This is a genomic window from Polyangium jinanense (assembly GCF_028435365.1).
The window spans coordinates 1000167-1015221 of record NZ_JAGTJJ010000001.1; the positions used below are offsets into that span (position 1 = coordinate 1000167).

Consider the following 15055-nt stretch of genomic DNA (forward strand, 5'->3'; position numbering starts at 1 on the left):
CCCGGCCGCCCCGCCGACTAGCGTCGCGAACGCCGGGACGACTTCGGCGGCGCGGCGTATTCGTGGCCGAAGACCTTGCGATCGAGCGTGCGACCGCGAGCATCTCGCAGGGAGATGCGCCAGCGGACGTGCACCCGCTCGCCAAGCTCGAGCGTCGGCCCCCAGACGGTATGATCGGCGAGCACGCGCGCGGGCAGGCGAATACGCTGACGACCCACGCACACCGGACCGTCGGGGAGCACCATCACCTCGCCCTCCCCGAGCACCTCCTGGCTCGTGTCTTCGAGCGCGTACTGCAGCACTGTCGGCACGTACGCGCGACCTTCGATCGAATAACGCACCGTCGCCGAGAGGCGCGTCCCGGCCGCGACCCCGACAATCGTGCCTTTTCCAATGCCCGCGACAGCCTGGCAACGCGCAAGCGGAAATTCCCCGAATGGCCCCATCCGGACGGGCAAATGGGTCGCATGCCACCGCCGCTGCAAAATGGCCTGCGACTGGTCGAGCGCCCGCATATCCGAGATGTACTTCGCCCCCTGAAACTCCAGATCGCCCTCGGAGGTTTGCAACGCTTCGAGCAGCGCGCCCGTGAACCGCCCCCGCCCCGCGCCCGCGCTGCCCGCGCCAATTCGTGTCGCGCGCGCCGCCGCCACACGCAGGCCTTTGCGTGCGCGCGCGAAGGCTTCGACCCACGCCGGCACGACGTCTTCATCGGGAACGGCGCCGACCACGAGATCAAGGACAACCAGCACCGACGGCGCCGCGACGCGCTCGAAATGACGCGCGAGCGTGTCAGCGCCGATGCACCCATCCGCGACGTGCAGCCCTTTTTCGCTGGCCCGACCCGAGAAATACACCACGAAAAACGGCGCGCTCTCGCGCGACGCCGCGTCGAATACGCGCTTTACGGCCGTTTTCGTGGCGTCCTCGCCGACGAGACACGTCGCGATGGTCCCCGGCGGCCCGAGTGCTCCGCTGAACAGGCGAAACATATCGCGGGCATTGGTCTCTTCGCACCCGAGCTCCGGCACGCCGGGCACTCCGAGGCAAACGACACGATGACTGGCGCTGGGCGGAGTCATGGCGACATCCCTGGCGCGCGCGAGCAGGCCCGAGCAGCACGTCCGGGCGAGGCGCGACCTGGGCCGGATACTGAACGAAGTTTCAGGTCATGTCAACCGGGCTCTCGATCCAGGTTCGACGCAGGATCTACCGAGAAAAAACCGTTGGGGTTCCAAGCGGACGAACGGGCGCTACGTTTGGCAGGATACGCTATCGGGGCCGCCTCGACCGGGTGAACAGGGTTCGGTTGTTCAGTAGTACAGCAGGGGCCTCCGGTCGAGGCGGGCGTGAGCGGCGCGGGGCGCGAGCGTCGGATCAGGCGGCCTTGCCAGGCTTCTTGCCGTGGTCGCGGCCCTTCTTGTGGCCGCCCGGCTTGAGGCCCTTCGCGAGCTTGCGGACCTCCTTGGCCTCCTCTTTCGTGACCGTGCCGTCCTGCGCGACGCGCTTGGCGGCGGCGCGGACCTCGGTGGCGCTCGCGTCGAAGGCCTTGCGGCGTGCGGCGCGGTCGGCCTCGGGGAGGTTTTTCTCCTTCATGTGGCTCTCCATGCGACCGCGTGCCTTCTCGATGCGCTTTTCCAGGTGCTTCGTGAACTGATCGGCCGGGATCGGGAAGGCGACGCGCTTCTTCTTGCCCGCCTCGTCCTTGGCCTTGGCGCCGGCCGGGGCGCTGCCGTCACCCGCGAAAGCGACCGTGGGCGCGGCGGCGAAAGCGAGGCAAAGGGCGACGGCGAGGGGGCGGAAGAACGAGGGGACGTGCATCATGGCTGGCTCCTTGGGACAGCGCCTTGTCTCGGCGCTCGCGAGGAGGAATTGCACGGTCCGTGCCGAGGTCATTTCCGCTCCGAATTCGCGATTTGCGCGAAAAATCGGCTGCGGAGCGATCGCCGCGCCCCTCGCCTGCGGAGAGAACGGTGCGGCGCTGGCTCCGCACCCTTCGCGATCTCAGAACACGGGCGGCGCGAAGGGCAGGATCGTCTTCAGATCCTTGTCGTTGAAGCGGAGCTGAAGGCCGATGAAGTAATCACGGCGATCGGCATTCAGGATGTCGTCGACGCCACCGAGCAGCCACAGTTTGCGAATGAACTCGTACGCGAGCGCGACGCGCCAGCGCGGCGAGATCTGCTCGCCGAAGCCGAAGAGGTCCTGCCGAAGCTCGAATCGATCATCGAGCAGATGCAAATCGAGGCCGATGCCGCCGGTCGACTCCTTGATGCCGAAGCGGCCCGTGAAGGGGCCGAAACGCTTGGCGAACTGGAACGAGAAGCGGAAGGCATTCGTCGTGACCGTACGGATCTCGCGGTAATGCGGCGGGTCGTTCGGGTTCGTCGTGTCGACGTCGATCTGCTCGAATGTGGTGAGGCCGCGCGGGTCGTTGACGAGCTCGATGAGGTAGTATTTGTCCTCGGACGGCTGCAATCGCAGCTCGACGTAGCTCTTGATGGTGTTCGCGAGGAAGTTGTAATCGGTCCGCAGGCCGACGATCGTCTGCAATCGGCCCATGCCGCCGACGAGCTCGCCCACGTCGCCGACGGCGCTCTCGACCTCGTTGATGAGCGTCTCGTCCTTCGTGAGCTTTCCGAGCGTGCCCTCGCCCCGATCGATCCGCGCCGCGACGTTGTCCGCATGCGAAAGCGCGCTCTCGAGGGAGGTCGTCGCCTTGTCGATGCGCGCCGCCGCGCTCCGGAGCTCGCCCGCCTTGCCGTTCTCGCCGTTGGCGCTCGTCATCTTGCGGACGTCGCCCGTCACCTGCCGCAGGTTGTCGAGGATGGCGTTGATGTTCGGCTGCGAGTTCTGGGTGATCGTGTTGATGTTGTTGATCGTGTCGCGGACCGCCGTGCGGTTCTCCCGGACGGTCTCGTTCAGCGCCTCGGTCACCTCGGCGAGGTTCTTCAGGATCTTTTCGAGCTGATCCTTGCCCGTGTCGCTGCCGACGGTGCCCTTCAACGACTCGGTCACCGTCTTGACGTCCTTCAGGATCTCGGAGACCTGCCCCTGCAAGGACTGGATCGAGGGCTCCTCGATGTAGTGCGTGATCTGCCCCTGATCCGGGATGCGTGGATATCCTTCCGTCCCGGGCGCGAGCACGATGTAGTATTCGCCGATCAGGCTTGTCGCGCGCTTGCCAATGGCCGCGTTGTCGTAGAGCGGGGCCGTCGGGAACATCTTGATGTCGACGCGCGCTTTGCCGCCGTCGAGCCAGATGCGATCCACGGTGCCAACCTGGATGCCCTGGATCATCACGCGCGAGTGCGGCGCCACGCCGGTCACGTCGGGCAAGTACGCCCAGACGCGATAACCGTTCTCGGTGCCCGCATCCGGCGAGATGAAGCGATACGCGCCGTACGCCGCAGCCGCGAGCGCGACGGTCATCAAGCCGACCTTGGCGCCTTTATTGACCTCGATGCCCAAGCAAACCGAGCGTACCACGGAAATGCCGAAGAGACGCGCCCCTTTCTTGCAGCCGGGGCGTGGTCACCGAGGGTGTCAGGCGCGCCGAAATTTGCTACCACCAGAAGCATGCGTGGCGTAGCTCGGGCAGCGCTCGTGACGTTCGCGCTCGGCGGCATGGGCTGTGCCGGCGCCGCGCCGATGACGCCCGCCCCCGACGCGCCGGCCGCAGAAACGCAGGTGAACGGCGATCGGCCAGCGTGGCTCCCCGCGTACTCCGCGGCGCAGCGCGCCCTGCTCGCCCCGGTCGAGACGCCGATTCAGGTGCCCGCGGCGCGCGTCTATCCGGACCTGCACCGCTTCCAGTACGCGGGCCCGGCGCGCCTCGACGATCTACGGAGAACGATCCGGTTCTCGACGTTGATCGTCACGGTGATCGACAAATCGCCGCGCTTGTACGCGCTCGACAACGCGGCGCCCGAGCTCGCGAACCTGGTGGCGCAGTACGGGCCGCCCCCGGCCGCAGAGCCGGACCCGTGGCAAACGGCGGAGGTGGTTCGCAAGGAGCGCGCGCTCACGCTGACCGCGGTAAAATTGTCGGACGAGGCGAAAGCGTCGCTCGCGACGGCCCGATCGAAGCGCGACGCGGGTGATACGAAGGCCGCCGCCGAGGCGTTCCGCGCCGCGCTCGGGTTCACGCGGGCCGCGGGGATTGCCCTGGAGCTCGGGGAAATGCTCGTCGCGCAAAACCAGCCGAAGGAAGCGCGCGAGGCGTTCGAAGAGGCGCTCCGTATCGACCCGACGCTCGCGACGGCGCATCTCCGGCTCGCCGAGCTCGCAGAGAAACGGACCGATCGCGACGAGGCGCGTCGCCGGGTCGCCGAGGCCATCGCCTTCTGGCCCGCCTCGCGCCGCGCGCTCGATCTCGCCGACCGGCTCTCGAACGGCCTGGTCTCGTCGCGTCACACGCGCCTTCCCCTCTTCCGCGTCTTCCTCGACGTCGACGACGTGGGCGCGATCCACGTCGGCTCCTCGGGCGGCGATCCCGCGCGGATCTACGCCGGCTGCCGCGCCGTGATGCGCTACGAGCCCGAGGTCCGCGCGCGGATCTTCGAGCAGCCCGAGGACGTGCCCTACCACCTCACGATGATGGAAGAGCTCATCTGCATGGAATCGGCGATCGGGGCGTACGTCGCCGCGCGGATGTCCAAGGAGGGCGCGGCGGTCGATCCGGCGATGGAGGCGCTGCTCGAGGTCGCCCACGAGGAAGGTCTCGGCGGGTACGTCATGACCGAGATCCTGGGCCGGTACCGTCCCGAGCGGGCGCGCGGCGCGCCACGCGAGGTGCATGAGGCCATGGTGCGGTACGTCGAACGCACGATGCTCGGCACGCCGCTCGTCGCCGACCCCGCGCAAGGGGTGTACACAGCGGCGCGTTGACCCCACCCGGAGATCGTCGATGAACGCTCATTCGCGTCGATTGCACCGAGGTCCGTCCCGCCTCCACGCGCTCGTTTGCTCGCTGCCCGCCCTGGCCGCACTCGTGCTACCGCTCGTCGCCTCCGCCCAGGCCGGCGCGCTGCGCGTCACCTGGAAGCCCACCGTTTCGTCCCCCCACCCCGCCGCGAAGACCGGTTCGCGCGAGGCTCCACTGCTCGGCCTCTGCGGGCCCGCGGACAGCGCGCTCATGGAGGTCGCGGGGATCGTGGCGCGGCGCCAGCTCGACGGGGCGAGCGCGCTGACGGCCGATGAGCTCGCCTTCGCGCTGCGCGCCGCGGGAGACCCGCACGTGTGGCCGAAGGCGTGGTCGCTCTCCGGAGTGAACCTCGACGACGCGGACACGGAGACGCGCTTCAAGGGGTGGATCAACGGCCTTCGTTCGCTCGGCGCGCGCCGGTGCGGGGTGGCGAAGCTCGACGGCGAAGGCGGGGCGTCGGTCGCGACGGTGATCACGTTCGACGCGCTCGCGGACATGGCGCCAGTGACGACGACGGCGCGCGTGGGGCAGTGGATCACGCTGGAAGGGACGATGCTCGTGCCGGCCTCGGGCGTGCAGGTCGTGCTGCTCGGGCCACGCGCGGCGCCGCGCACGGTGCCGAGCTCGCTGTCGGGCGGGAAGATCCGGTCGACGTTCTCGGTGGACCAGCCGGGCGCGTGGCTCGTGCAGGTGCTCGCGACGGTGTCGACGGGGCCGCGGCCGGTGCTGGAAACGACGATCTACGCCGGGCAAAAGCCGCCGAGCGAGTTCGTTCGAGCCGCGGTGCCGGGCGAGGAGGCCGCGGCAGGCGCGAAGGACGACGCGGACGCGATGCTGCGCATGATCAACGCGGCGCGTATCGCCGAAGGTCGCAAGCCGCTCGTGCGGGACGCGGCGCTCGACAAGGTGGCGCGGGCGCACTCCGAGGAGATGATGAAGACGCGGCTCGTCGGCCACGACGTGGGCGGGGGCGATCCACGCAAGCGCATCGAGGCGGCGGGGATCCAGGCGGCGATCGCCGGGGAAAACGTGGCGAGCGCGAGCTCGCTGCCGAACGCGCATCGGGCGCTCTGGGCGAGCCCGTCACACCGAGGGAATTTGCTCCTCGAGAAGTTCACCCGCGTGGGGGTGGCGGTGTCGCGCGGGGCGGATGGGTCGTTCTGGGTGACGGAGATGTTCTCCGGATCGTAACGTTCAGGGTTTCCCTTCGTTGGAGGTCGAAGGGTTTTCCCCCTGGGACTTGCGGCGAAGGGGGACGAGCTGGGGCTCGGAGGAGGGCTCGGGCTGGATGGTGCAGTGCTCGAGGCCGTGGGCCTCGCGCATGCGCGCGGCGACGGCCTGGACGACGTCGGTGCCGTGGAAGCCGCGGGCGATGACGATGTGCACCGTGAGCACGTCGAAGCCCTCCGAGATCGACCAGACGTGCAGGTCGTGGAAGCCCACGACGCCCGGGACCTTGAGGAGCGTCTCCTCCACGTGGGCGATGTCGATCTCGATGGGGCTGCCCTCCATGAGCACGTGCGAGGTGTCACGCACGAGCTTGAAGCCACCCCAGCAGATCAAGAGCGCGATGACGCCGCTGATGATCGGGTCGGCCCGGGTCCAGCCGAGCGAGAGGACGAGCACGCCGCCCACGATCGCCCCGACGGAGCCGAGCGCGTCGGAGAGGACGTGCGCGAGCGCCGCGCGGGTGTTGATGTTGTGCCCCTTGTCGCCGAACGAGAGCACCGCCGCGGCGACGAGGTTGACGACGAGGCCGGCCGCCGCGGTCGCCGTCATGGCCGTGCCGTCGATTGGGCGCGGCTCGTTGAACCGTTGCACGGCCTCGCCGAAGATCCACACGGCCGTGAGCGCAAGCGCGACGCCGTTCGCGAAGGCCGCGAGCACCTCGGCGCGGCGATAGCCGTACGTGCGGGCGCGCGTGCGCTGCTGCGAGGCGATGCGCTGCGCGATCATGGCGAGCGCGAGCGCGGCCGCATCCGCGAGCATGTGGCCCGCGTCCGCGAGGAGCGCGAGGCTGCCCGACAAAAAGCCGACGATCGCCTCGACGACCATGAAGCCGGCCGTGATCGTGAACGCCAGGACGAGCCGCCGGATCGGCGTGCGCCGTAGCTCGCTCAAGCCGTGCGCGTGGCCGTGGTCGTGGCCGTGGTCGTGGTGCGCGTCGCCCTTCGCGCGTTCGTCGTGCGCGTGGTCGTGATCGTCGTGGTGGTCGTGATCGTGGTCGTGATCGTGACCATCGTGATGCGCGTGGTCGTGATGCGCGTGTTCATCGGGGTGCGCCGCACGGGCCATGGCCGGGAGGGTAGTCCATTCGGGAGCGAGCGAAGGCACCGATCGACGCGCCCGGACGCGAGGACGCGCACGCGGGCGAGCCGAGCGGGTCAAAACTTGGCGGGGGGCGGGCTTCGTTGACTATGCTCCGCCCCATGGCCGAACCGTCGGACCGCCTCGTGTGGGTGGACCTCGAGATGACAGGGCTCGATCCACAGCGCTGCGCGATCGTCGAGATCGCGACGATCATCACGGATTGTAACCTTCGCGTCGTGGAAGAAGGGCCGAACCTCGTCATCCACCAGCCGCCCGAGGTGCTCGCCACGATGAACGACTTCGTCCGCGAGCTGCACGCGCGCTCGGGGCTGCTCGAACGGATCCCGACCTCGAGGGTCACCCTCGACGACGCCGCCGCGCAAACGCTCGCCTTCGTGCAGAAGCACGTGACGAAGGGGACGGCGCCGCTCTGCGGCAACTCCGTCTGGAAGGACCGCGAGTTCCTCGAGCGCTACATGCCCGCGTTCGTGGCGCACCTGCATTACCGCATGATCGACGTGTCCACGTTGAAGGAGCTCGTGAAGCGGTGGTGTCCAGAGCGGCAGGCGCCGAAGAAGAAGGAGACGCACCGCGCGCTCGATGACATCCGCGAATCGATCGAGGAGCTCGCCCATTACCAGAAGCTGCTCTTCGCGCCCCTCGCGCGCCTGACGATCCCGGTGTAAGGCGAAGGCGGCGATCTCGTTCTCATGCACACGCCACGGAGAACGGATACCCGCCATGATCGCCCTGAGCCGCCTCGCCTCGACAATCGCCCCCGTCCTCGCCTCGATCGCCCTTCTCGCCGGCTGCGGCGGCGCGCCGTCACCCGTGGCCGAGCCCCAGGCCTACGCCGCCGCGCGGCCCGAAATGGTGGCGCCCACCGCGCCCGCGCTCCAGCGCTCGTACTTCACGAAGGACGTGACCGGCGCGCTCACCGAGCAGGACCTGCAAACCGTGCTCGAAGCGCCGATCGATCTGCAGCTCCCCGCACGCATTGGCGTGATTCCCCTGGCGGAACCCTTTGATCCCAAAGGATCGCCGTCCCTCGGCCTCCGCAACACGGCGTCGCACCATTTCGCCAAGGCGCTCGCGGGAAATCCCCATTTCTCGCAGGTCACGGACATCTCGACGGACCTGCCGAACGTGGGCGGAATCGAGGGGCTGCGCGTGATCGCCGCCCGCTACCGGCTCAGGTATCTCGTGCTTTATTCGGAGCGCTTCGAGGACAGCACGCACCTGAACGGCTGGGCGTGGCTCTATCCGACCGTGCTCGGCATGTTCTTCGCGCCAGGCGTGACCGTGGAGAGCCAGGGGATCGCCCAGGCCGATTTCCTCGACGTACGCACAGGAACGATCCTGTTTTCGGTGACCGAGCCGCTGCGCGTGTCGAAGAAGGAGCAGATGATCGGCGCGGCACGCTCGCACAAGGAGGAACAAGGGAAGATCGCCGCCGATGGGGCGCGCTCGCTCGCCAAACGCGTGCACGTGCAGACGAACGCGCTCGTCGCCTTCGCCGAGGCCACGCACGGCGCACAGCCGAAGCCGAAGCTCCTGCCCTCGCCCGTCGTCGCGTTCTCGCCCGGGACGAGCGTGCCCGCGGAAATGGACCTCGCCAAACGCTGAATCAAGCGCGCCAGAGCGCGAGCACCCACAAGAGCACGCCGGCAAGCGCAACGAACACGCCCGCCCGCGCCCGCGCGAGATCGATGCCGTCCGGGGAAGCACTCGAACGGCGCACGGCCCACGCCGCGCCGCCCGCCCACGCGACGAACGCGACGAGCAAGAGGACGACCCACGGCGTGCGCGGAGCCTCGTCGCGGAGCAGCGCCGCGAGCTGCTTTTCTTCGATGCGCTGGGGCGGCTCGGTCCGCGTGCCCGGCGGACGCGGCGCCGCAGCCTCGATCCGCGCGATGGCCAGGTTCGCGCGGTCGAGGTCCTCCTTGTGCGGCACGAGGAGCCAGCGCGTCTCGATCGCCGCCGTGCGGATGCCGCGCCAAGCGAGGAGCGCGAGATCCCGATCGCCGAGACCTTCGGCCGTCGTGGCAATCGACGCGAGCCGCTCGTAGGCGACCCGCACGTGCGGCGCGCCCGGCGCATACCAGCCCGCGGCCCTCCGCGCCCGCACCGTGGCCTCGTACGCGTTGCCGTGCCGCAAAGCCGCCGTGCTCTCGGCGATCTCCGACTCGCCCGACCACACGACACGCGCCGTCACCGCGCCGACGAGGAGCCCGACGATCGCCGCGGCCCCGAGCGCGCGCACGACACGCGTGACGAAGCGCGCGCGCTCGGGCGAAATCGAAGTCGTGGGGGCTGCGTCGCTCACAGGAAATCACGCTCGTTGAAGACGAGCGCAGCCACGGCCAAAAGCCCCATCGACCAGCCGAGCGACGTGAGCGAAGCCATGCCGAGGTACGAAGATAACTTCACATCGATCGCCGCGCCCACGAGCAGCGGCCGCGGCGGCACGAAGATTTGCAGGTTCGGTACGATCTTCGAAAGCACGACACCCATGTCGTGAATTTGTTGTCCGAATTGTTTCACCGGCAGTCGCGAAAGGCTGTCGGCCTGCCGGCCCACGATCCACACGCCGAGCGTCAAAAGCGCCGAAAGGAACGGCGTGGAGAACGAGGCGAAGAGCGTGGCCGCCGCGGCAACGATGGCGATCTCGAGGAGCGTGAGCACGCTCGACGCGAGCACGACGCGCCGCTCGTCCGGCGCGACGCCCGAGAGGACCACGCCGAGCACGAGCATGCCCGCGGCCCACGGGATCACGCCGTAGGTGCGCATCGACGGGATCCGCCAGCCGACGAGGCCCATGAGCACGAGCCAGCCGAGCCCGCCGCCTGCGATGCGAGAGAGGTGCGCGGCCGAGTCGCCCGCGCCGAGGCCCGCGCTGAGCAGGAGCACGAGGCCCGCGTCGGCCATGACGAAGACCACGATCGTGAGCAGCGTGCCGAGGTACTTGCCGACGAGGTACTCGCTGCGGCGGATCGGTCGGGCCAGGATCGGAAAGAGCGTCTTCTGTTCGAGCTCGCGGTAGAGCGAGGTCGCGCCGATGACGATCGCCACGAGCAAGCTGAAGATCGAGATCGACGCCGCGCCGAGGTCACTCACGACGCGCGGCGCGTTCTTCAGCGTGAAGGCGCCGACCACGAGCGAGTAGAGCGACACGAAGAAGGCCACGACCGCGAGCCCGAGCAAGATGCGCGCGCGCACCGCCTCGCGGTACGTGTTCAGGGCGATGACGCCGATCCGGCCGAACATGGCGCGGAACGTATCACGAAGCGATCGGTCGTTCCTGTCAGACCTTGCGCACGCAGCCGCCGCCCACGTCGAGGAAGCGACCACGCCGCAGAGCCGACTCGAGCGCAGCGTCGAGGCCCGTCAAGATCGAGCCGCCGCGCTGCAAACGCGCAAACGAGAGACCCGTGTTCGACGCCGCCCAGTACGCGGCGAAGCGCAAGGCCGCGTCACGATCGGTCGGCTCGCGGTCGAGCGCGTTCATCAGGCAGAGCGTCCAATCCTCGGACGAATAGTCCTTCGCGTCGGTACGAATGGCGCGGATCTGGCCGCGCTTCGGCCGATCGAAGCGGCCCGCGCGCAGGCCGTTGTCGATCGCTCGCTCCACGGCGATGCGCGCTTTGGCCTTCTTCGCTTCGTCCTCCTCGTCGGCGAGGCCGAGCAGCACGAGCGCGTCGAGCGCTTGCCCGATCGCATCGTCCCTGTCGAGCGCGCCCTTGCCGAACAGGATCTCGAAGACCCAATCGACCTGCGCGTCGCGGCTGGCCTGCACAAAGCCCGGCTCGCCGTGGTTTTCCGATTCCACCCGAAGAGAGGTCGACCGTCGGCGATTTCGAGGAGGTGTCATCTTGCCCGTTCCAGCCCCGGATCGAGGCCGAGCGAGCGGCGTATGTACTTCCATGTGGGCGCGCCGTCGAGCCCCCACGTGCATCCCTCGAAAAAGCTTTCCTTCGTGTGGTTGCGTGATGTGGGCAATATTTCACGGGTTCGGCGTGGCTTGCTACCCGACCCGGACGCGCGCCCAGGCGAATGGTTTCGCTCGACGTCGCCCGGCTCGTTACTACCCTCCGGCCCGTGGTCGTCACCGGTGGTCTGGGTCAGGGGCGTTCGCAGTCGTTTCCGTTCCCTACGCGCTTCGCCGCGCTCCGGCGTGGGAGCGTCGCTTACTTCGACGCGGGAGAGGGTGAAAGCGTGGTGTTCGTCCACGGACTCGTGGGTGATTTCACGCACTTCGAGCATGTCGTGAAGCCCTTCGCCGGGCGATTTCGCCTCGCTGGGCTCGATCTTCCGGGCTGCGGGCTCTCGTACAAACCGACGACGCGGAACACGATCGCCGGTTACGCCGACACGCTCCTGGAATGGCTGGATGAGCGTGGGATGCGCCGGGTGACGCTCGTCGGGCACTCGGCCGGGGGGCAGGTCGTGGCGGAGGCGGCGCTCCGTGCGCCCGATCGGGTCGAGCGGCTCGTGCTCATCGGCTCGGCGGGGATGCGCAGGTACCCGCCGTTCACCCCGTGGCTCGCCGAGACGCTGCTTCAGCCGTGGCTCCTGTCGCGCACGCTCGACCGCTTGGCGATGCCGATGCTCGACCATGTGTTCGTCGCTCGAAACGAGTATACCGAGAAATTCGTGAAAGATTCCCTCGACCGGCCCATTCACCCGACGATGGATGAAATGGCGAAGGTATTTCACGACCTGGCGAAGGATCTGGTGTCCCCGACGATCCTGGAGAATGCGCATCGCTTCGGCATGCCAGTCCTGGTCGTATGGGGAGAACGAGATCGGTTGATTCCGCGGGAAAGCGCGGCGGAGGTGGCGGCCAAGCTACCCAGGGTTATAATGAGAGTCATTCCTGGGTGCGGCCACTTGCCCATGATCGAGTGCCCGGACGAGGTCGTCCGGACGATCGAGGGATTCTTTGGTTCCGTGATCGTGCCCGAGGTGACCAGGACGATCCTCGCATGAAATTCGAAGCCGCGCAGCATTCGAGCGCGTCCCGCAGTCCACGAAAATACGGCCATACCGTTCCCGAGATCCGGACCGAGGTCGTCCGGCGCTCGCACCGCATCATCTCGCGGATCGTGAAATCGTATTTCCGTAGCGAGATTCGAGGCGCCGAGCGACTCCCGTCGTCCCAAACGATCATCGTCTCCCATCACGACGGCGGCGTGCTGCCGATCAATGGTCTCTGCCTCGGGGTCCACTGGTACGACCATTTCGGATTCGACCGTCCCCTCTACGTCCTCACGCACGATCTCCTGCACAGCCTGTGGGATCCGTTCTCCAAGCTGCTCGCGGATTCGGGGCTGCTCCGCGCCGATCGCAACGCCATGGACGCCGTGCTCGAGCGCGGGCAATCCGTCCTGATTTTTCCCGGCGCCGCCCGCGAGTCGTTCCGCCCCTTCTGGCACCGCGCGAACATCGACCTCGGCGGCCGCAAAGGCTTTATCGCGCAGGCAATCCGCTGGAACCTGCCCATCACGCCCGTGGTCTCCGCCGGCTCCCACGAAACCGTCGTCGTCCTCTCCGGCGGCCACGAGTTCGCCAAGGCGATCGGAATCCCGAAGATCGTGCGCTCCGCCGACATCTGGCCGGTCCTCGCGGGGCTGCCCTGGGGCATCTGGGCGCTGCCGTTCCTGCCGCAAATCCCGCTGCCCGCGAAAATCACGACCGAGGTCCTGCCCCCGATCCACCTCTCCGAGGCGCTCGGGAGGGACCTCGCGCCGCACCACGCCTCCGATCCGGAGATCGTGCAGGCCGGCTTCGACCTCGTCGTCGGCCGCATGCGCAAGCGCCTCGGCGAGCTCTACGACGAGCGCAAGTACCCCGTCATCGGCTGAGCCGTTCAGCGCTTGCGCGGCGAGACCCACTCGCGCCGGAGCAGGCCGTAGATGCACTGATCCACGCGGCGTCCGTGGATCATGAAATGCTCGCGCAGCGTGCCCTCGTGCACGAAGCCGAGCTTCTCCGCGAGCCTGCGCGAGGGCCGGTTCGGTTCGCTGATGTACGCGTAGAGCCGCGCGAGGTCGGTCTGCTCGAAGACGCGATCGATGAGCGCCGCCACCGCGTGCGTGGCGATGCCTCGGCGATGGTGGGCCTGCGCGACGTGGTAGCTGAGCTCGGCGTGGCCGAGGCGGAAGCTCGGCCGCAGGATCGAGACGATCCCCACGCACTCCTCCTGCCACTGCACGATCCAGCGGTGCTCCTGCTTCTCCGGGTCCGAGAGGTCCGGCGTCGACGCGACGAGCCTTCGGCGCAGCGCGTCGACCGACCAGGGCTCGATCGGCATGTGCCTTTGGGCGTGCGCCTCGCTCCGCCAGCCGAACCAGAGGTGCGCATGCGCAGCACGAGGCGGCACGAGCAGGACCTGGGAAGGACGCGGGACCGCAGAGAAGGCCATCGTCATCGCACAGCAGAAAACGCGGGGGCAGTCCGCGAGGGTCGCGATGCTAAGGGCAGTCGTCCCCTCGCGCAATGGATGCAGGTAGGGTGCGCGACGATCCTTCTCGAATCCCAGGTTTCACGGTATCTCTCGGGGTCGTTCGAATCCTTCGAAAACCCGGGAGCTTAACCATGTTCAGCCGCGTTCGGCCTCGTCGCACATTGCGTCTCTCCATCGTCGCCTCCACCGCCATGGCAGGCGGCGCGCTCACCCTGCTCGGTGCGTCGCTCTTCGGATGCGGAACCGATACGTCGGACGTGTTCCAGACCGGCGGCGGGAGCGCCGGCGCAGGAAACACCACGAACGCGGGACCCGGCGGCTCCGGCGGGCAAGGCGGCGGCGGGCAAGGCGGCGGCGGGGGCGGGCAAGGTGGCGCAGGCGCCGGGATGAGCGGGTCCGAGGACTGCCTCGACGGCGCGGACAACGACGGCGACGGCGATGTCGACTGCGCAGATGCCGATTGCACGGAAGGTTTTACCTGCGTGGACGAGGCACCGGCGGGGTGGTCGTACACGTGGACCGCAGAAGGGGACGCGACACCCACGTCCTGCGAACCCGGCTTCCAGCCCGAGGAGCTCTTCAGGGATCCCGCGGGCGCGGCCGAGTGTTCGGCGTGTACGTGCGGCGATCTGCAAGGCGCGGCGTGCTCGACCCCGGGCCTGCAGTGTCATACGAACTCGAACAATTGCTTCGGCGGCGGCGAGAGCTGGTCGGGCGCGTTCCAGAACGGCGCCTGCGCCAAGCCGACGAACCTGCTCGGCTTCGCCATCAGCCTCTCGTGCCGGCTGAACGGGACGGCGATGGTGACCTCGCCCGGGAGCTGTCCGCCCTCGGTGAGCGATTTCCAGAACAAGGAGCCCTTCGCCGGCAAGATCACGGCGTGCGACGCCAAGACCTCGAACGGTGGCTGCGGCGCCGGCTCGGCGTGCGCGCCGAAGCCCGCCGCGGACACGGAGAGCCTCTGCCTCCGGCAGGAGGGCGAGCACGCGTGCCCCAACGGCTTCACGCAGGTCGTGAGTTACAAGAGCGCCACGGACACGCGCGCGTGCAGCGCATGCGCGTGCGAGTCCGACACGACGTGCACGGGCGGGCAGTACGTCTTTTATGATCTCGACATGTGCGTGGCCGAGGGCGCCAGCACCGCCCGGATCGCGGTCGACAGCAACACGTGCAGGAACGTGAGCGGGCAGCTCGACTCGAACTCGTGGTCGATCGAGCAAGTCCCTGCCATGCCGAGCGGCTCGTGCACCCCGACGGGCGGCGCGCCGACAGGCGAGGTCACGCCCGAAGGCGCGGTGACCTTCTGCTGCAAGTGAGCTCAGGTTTGGAGAGATGAACGAGGGGAAGGAGGG

General features: G+C 68.4%; 16 protein-coding genes. 8 read left to right on the top strand and 8 right to left on the bottom strand.

Annotated features, from left to right (window positions below; all coding sequences use genetic code 11):
- Positions 1-17: 17 nt before the first annotated feature.
- The 3 genes from KEG57_RS04145 to KEG57_RS04155 form a co-directional block, all read right to left on the bottom strand.
- Entirely contained in the window at positions 18-1082 is a 1065-nt protein-coding gene (locus KEG57_RS04145) for a hypothetical protein (RefSeq protein ID WP_272417887.1), read from the bottom strand.
- A gap of 295 nt (positions 1083-1377) precedes the next feature.
- Positions 1378-1824, bottom strand: a complete 447-nt coding sequence (locus KEG57_RS04150; protein WP_272417886.1) for a hypothetical protein — start codon at positions 1822-1824, stop codon at positions 1378-1380.
- Positions 1825-2004: 180 nt separating this feature from the next.
- On the bottom strand, positions 2005-3489 hold the full coding sequence (locus KEG57_RS04155; protein WP_272417885.1) for an MlaD family protein: 1485 nt from the start codon (positions 3487-3489) through the stop codon (positions 2005-2007).
- Positions 3490-3579: 90 nt separating this feature from the next.
- On the opposite strand from KEG57_RS04155, the gene KEG57_RS04160 reads away from it, so the two are divergent.
- Both KEG57_RS04160 and KEG57_RS04165 read left to right on the top strand, forming a co-directional pair.
- Positions 3580-4890: a tetratricopeptide repeat protein gene (locus tag KEG57_RS04160; RefSeq protein WP_272417884.1), complete on the top strand. Its 1311-nt coding sequence runs from the start codon at positions 3580-3582 to the stop codon at positions 4888-4890.
- Between the two features lie 19 nt (positions 4891-4909).
- A complete protein-coding gene (locus tag KEG57_RS04165) occupies positions 4910-6118 on the top strand; it encodes a CAP domain-containing protein (RefSeq protein ID WP_272417883.1) in 1209 nt (402 codons plus the stop codon).
- Between the two features lie 3 nt (positions 6119-6121).
- On the opposite strand, the gene KEG57_RS04170 is transcribed toward KEG57_RS04165, so the two are convergent.
- Complete coding sequence (locus tag KEG57_RS04170; protein WP_272417882.1) at positions 6122-7048, bottom strand: cation diffusion facilitator family transporter; 927 nt, start codon at positions 7046-7048, stop codon at positions 6122-6124.
- Between the two features lie 3 nt (positions 7049-7051).
- Here KEG57_RS04170 and KEG57_RS04175 point away from each other — a divergent pair, with 3 nt between their 5' ends.
- The 3 genes from KEG57_RS04175 to KEG57_RS04185 are packed head-to-tail and all read left to right on the top strand — an operon-like array spanning position 7052 to position 8863.
- A complete protein-coding gene (locus tag KEG57_RS04175) occupies positions 7052-7342 on the top strand; it encodes a hypothetical protein (RefSeq protein WP_272417881.1) in 291 nt (96 codons plus the stop codon).
- A gap of 14 nt (positions 7343-7356) precedes the next feature.
- Positions 7357-7923 carry an oligoribonuclease gene (orn, locus tag KEG57_RS04180; RefSeq protein ID WP_272417880.1) on the top strand — a complete coding sequence of 189 codons (567 nt, stop codon included), beginning with the start codon at positions 7357-7359 and terminating at the stop codon, positions 7921-7923.
- Positions 7924-7978: 55 nt separating this feature from the next.
- Positions 7979-8863 (top strand): hypothetical protein, encoded by an 885-nt coding sequence (locus KEG57_RS04185; protein WP_272417878.1) that lies wholly within the window; start codon positions 7979-7981, stop codon positions 8861-8863.
- A 1-nt stretch (position 8864) separates the two neighbouring features.
- On the opposite strand, the gene KEG57_RS04190 is transcribed toward KEG57_RS04185, so the two are convergent.
- Genes KEG57_RS04190 through KEG57_RS04200 form a run of 3 tightly spaced genes read right to left on the bottom strand, consistent with a single transcriptional unit; the run spans position 8865 to position 11066 of the window.
- A complete protein-coding gene (locus KEG57_RS04190) occupies positions 8865-9563 on the bottom strand; it encodes a hypothetical protein (protein ID WP_272417877.1) in 699 nt (232 codons plus the stop codon).
- Positions 9560-10504 carry an ABC transporter permease gene (locus KEG57_RS04195; protein ID WP_272417876.1) on the bottom strand — a complete coding sequence of 315 codons (945 nt, stop codon included), beginning with the start codon at positions 10502-10504 and terminating at the stop codon, positions 9560-9562. Before KEG57_RS04195 ends, KEG57_RS04190 begins: the two co-directional genes overlap by 4 nt.
- Before the next feature lie 37 nt (positions 10505-10541).
- Positions 10542-11066 carry a hypothetical protein gene (locus KEG57_RS04200; RefSeq protein WP_272417875.1) on the bottom strand — a complete coding sequence of 175 codons (525 nt, stop codon included), beginning with the start codon at positions 11064-11066 and terminating at the stop codon, positions 10542-10544.
- 269 nt (positions 11067-11335) lie between these two features.
- Here KEG57_RS04200 and KEG57_RS04205 point away from each other — a divergent pair, with 269 nt between their 5' ends.
- A complete protein-coding gene (locus KEG57_RS04205; protein ID WP_272417874.1) occupies positions 11336-12226 on the top strand; it encodes an alpha/beta fold hydrolase in 891 nt (296 codons plus the stop codon).
- Positions 12223-13101, top strand: coding sequence for a 1-acyl-sn-glycerol-3-phosphate acyltransferase (locus KEG57_RS04210; protein ID WP_272417872.1), 879 nt, complete (start codon positions 12223-12225; stop codon positions 13099-13101). Before KEG57_RS04205 ends, KEG57_RS04210 begins: the two co-directional genes overlap by 4 nt.
- Positions 13102-13106: 5 nt before the next feature.
- Here the strand turns inward: KEG57_RS04210 and KEG57_RS04215 are convergent, their stop codons facing one another.
- The gene (locus tag KEG57_RS04215) at positions 13107-13661 is read right to left on the bottom strand and encodes a GNAT family N-acetyltransferase (protein WP_272458153.1); all 555 of its coding nucleotides are present in this window, start codon (positions 13659-13661) and stop codon (positions 13107-13109) included.
- Positions 13662-13834: 173 nt separating this feature from the next.
- Between KEG57_RS04215 and KEG57_RS04220 the strand changes: the two genes are divergently transcribed.
- Positions 13835-15019, top strand: a complete 1185-nt coding sequence (locus tag KEG57_RS04220; protein WP_272458154.1) for a hypothetical protein — start codon at positions 13835-13837, stop codon at positions 15017-15019.
- Positions 15020-15055 lie beyond the last annotated feature (36 nt).

Coding starts and splice junctions, on each gene's coding strand:
- KEG57_RS04145 (WP_272417887.1), bottom strand. CDS start 1,082: ATGACTCCGCCCAGCGCCAGTCATCGTGTCGTTTGCCTCGGAGTGCCC.
- KEG57_RS04150 (WP_272417886.1), bottom strand. CDS start 1,824: ATGATGCACGTCCCCTCGTTCTTCCGCCCCCTCGCCGTCGCCCTTTGC.
- KEG57_RS04160 (WP_272417884.1), top strand. CDS start 3,580: ATGCGTGGCGTAGCTCGGGCAGCGCTCGTGACGTTCGCGCTCGGCGGC.
- KEG57_RS04165 (WP_272417883.1), top strand. CDS start 4,910: ATGAACGCTCATTCGCGTCGATTGCACCGAGGTCCGTCCCGCCTCCAC.
- orn (WP_272417880.1), top strand. CDS start 7,357: ATGGCCGAACCGTCGGACCGCCTCGTGTGGGTGGACCTCGAGATGACA.
- KEG57_RS04185 (WP_272417878.1), top strand. CDS start 7,979: ATGATCGCCCTGAGCCGCCTCGCCTCGACAATCGCCCCCGTCCTCGCC.
- KEG57_RS04195 (WP_272417876.1), bottom strand. CDS start 10,504: ATGTTCGGCCGGATCGGCGTCATCGCCCTGAACACGTACCGCGAGGCG.
- KEG57_RS04210 (WP_272417872.1), top strand. CDS start 12,223: ATGAAATTCGAAGCCGCGCAGCATTCGAGCGCGTCCCGCAGTCCACGA.
- KEG57_RS04215 (WP_272458153.1), bottom strand. CDS start 13,661: ATGGCCTTCTCTGCGGTCCCGCGTCCTTCCCAGGTCCTGCTCGTGCCG.
- KEG57_RS04220 (WP_272458154.1), top strand. CDS start 13,835: ATGTTCAGCCGCGTTCGGCCTCGTCGCACATTGCGTCTCTCCATCGTC.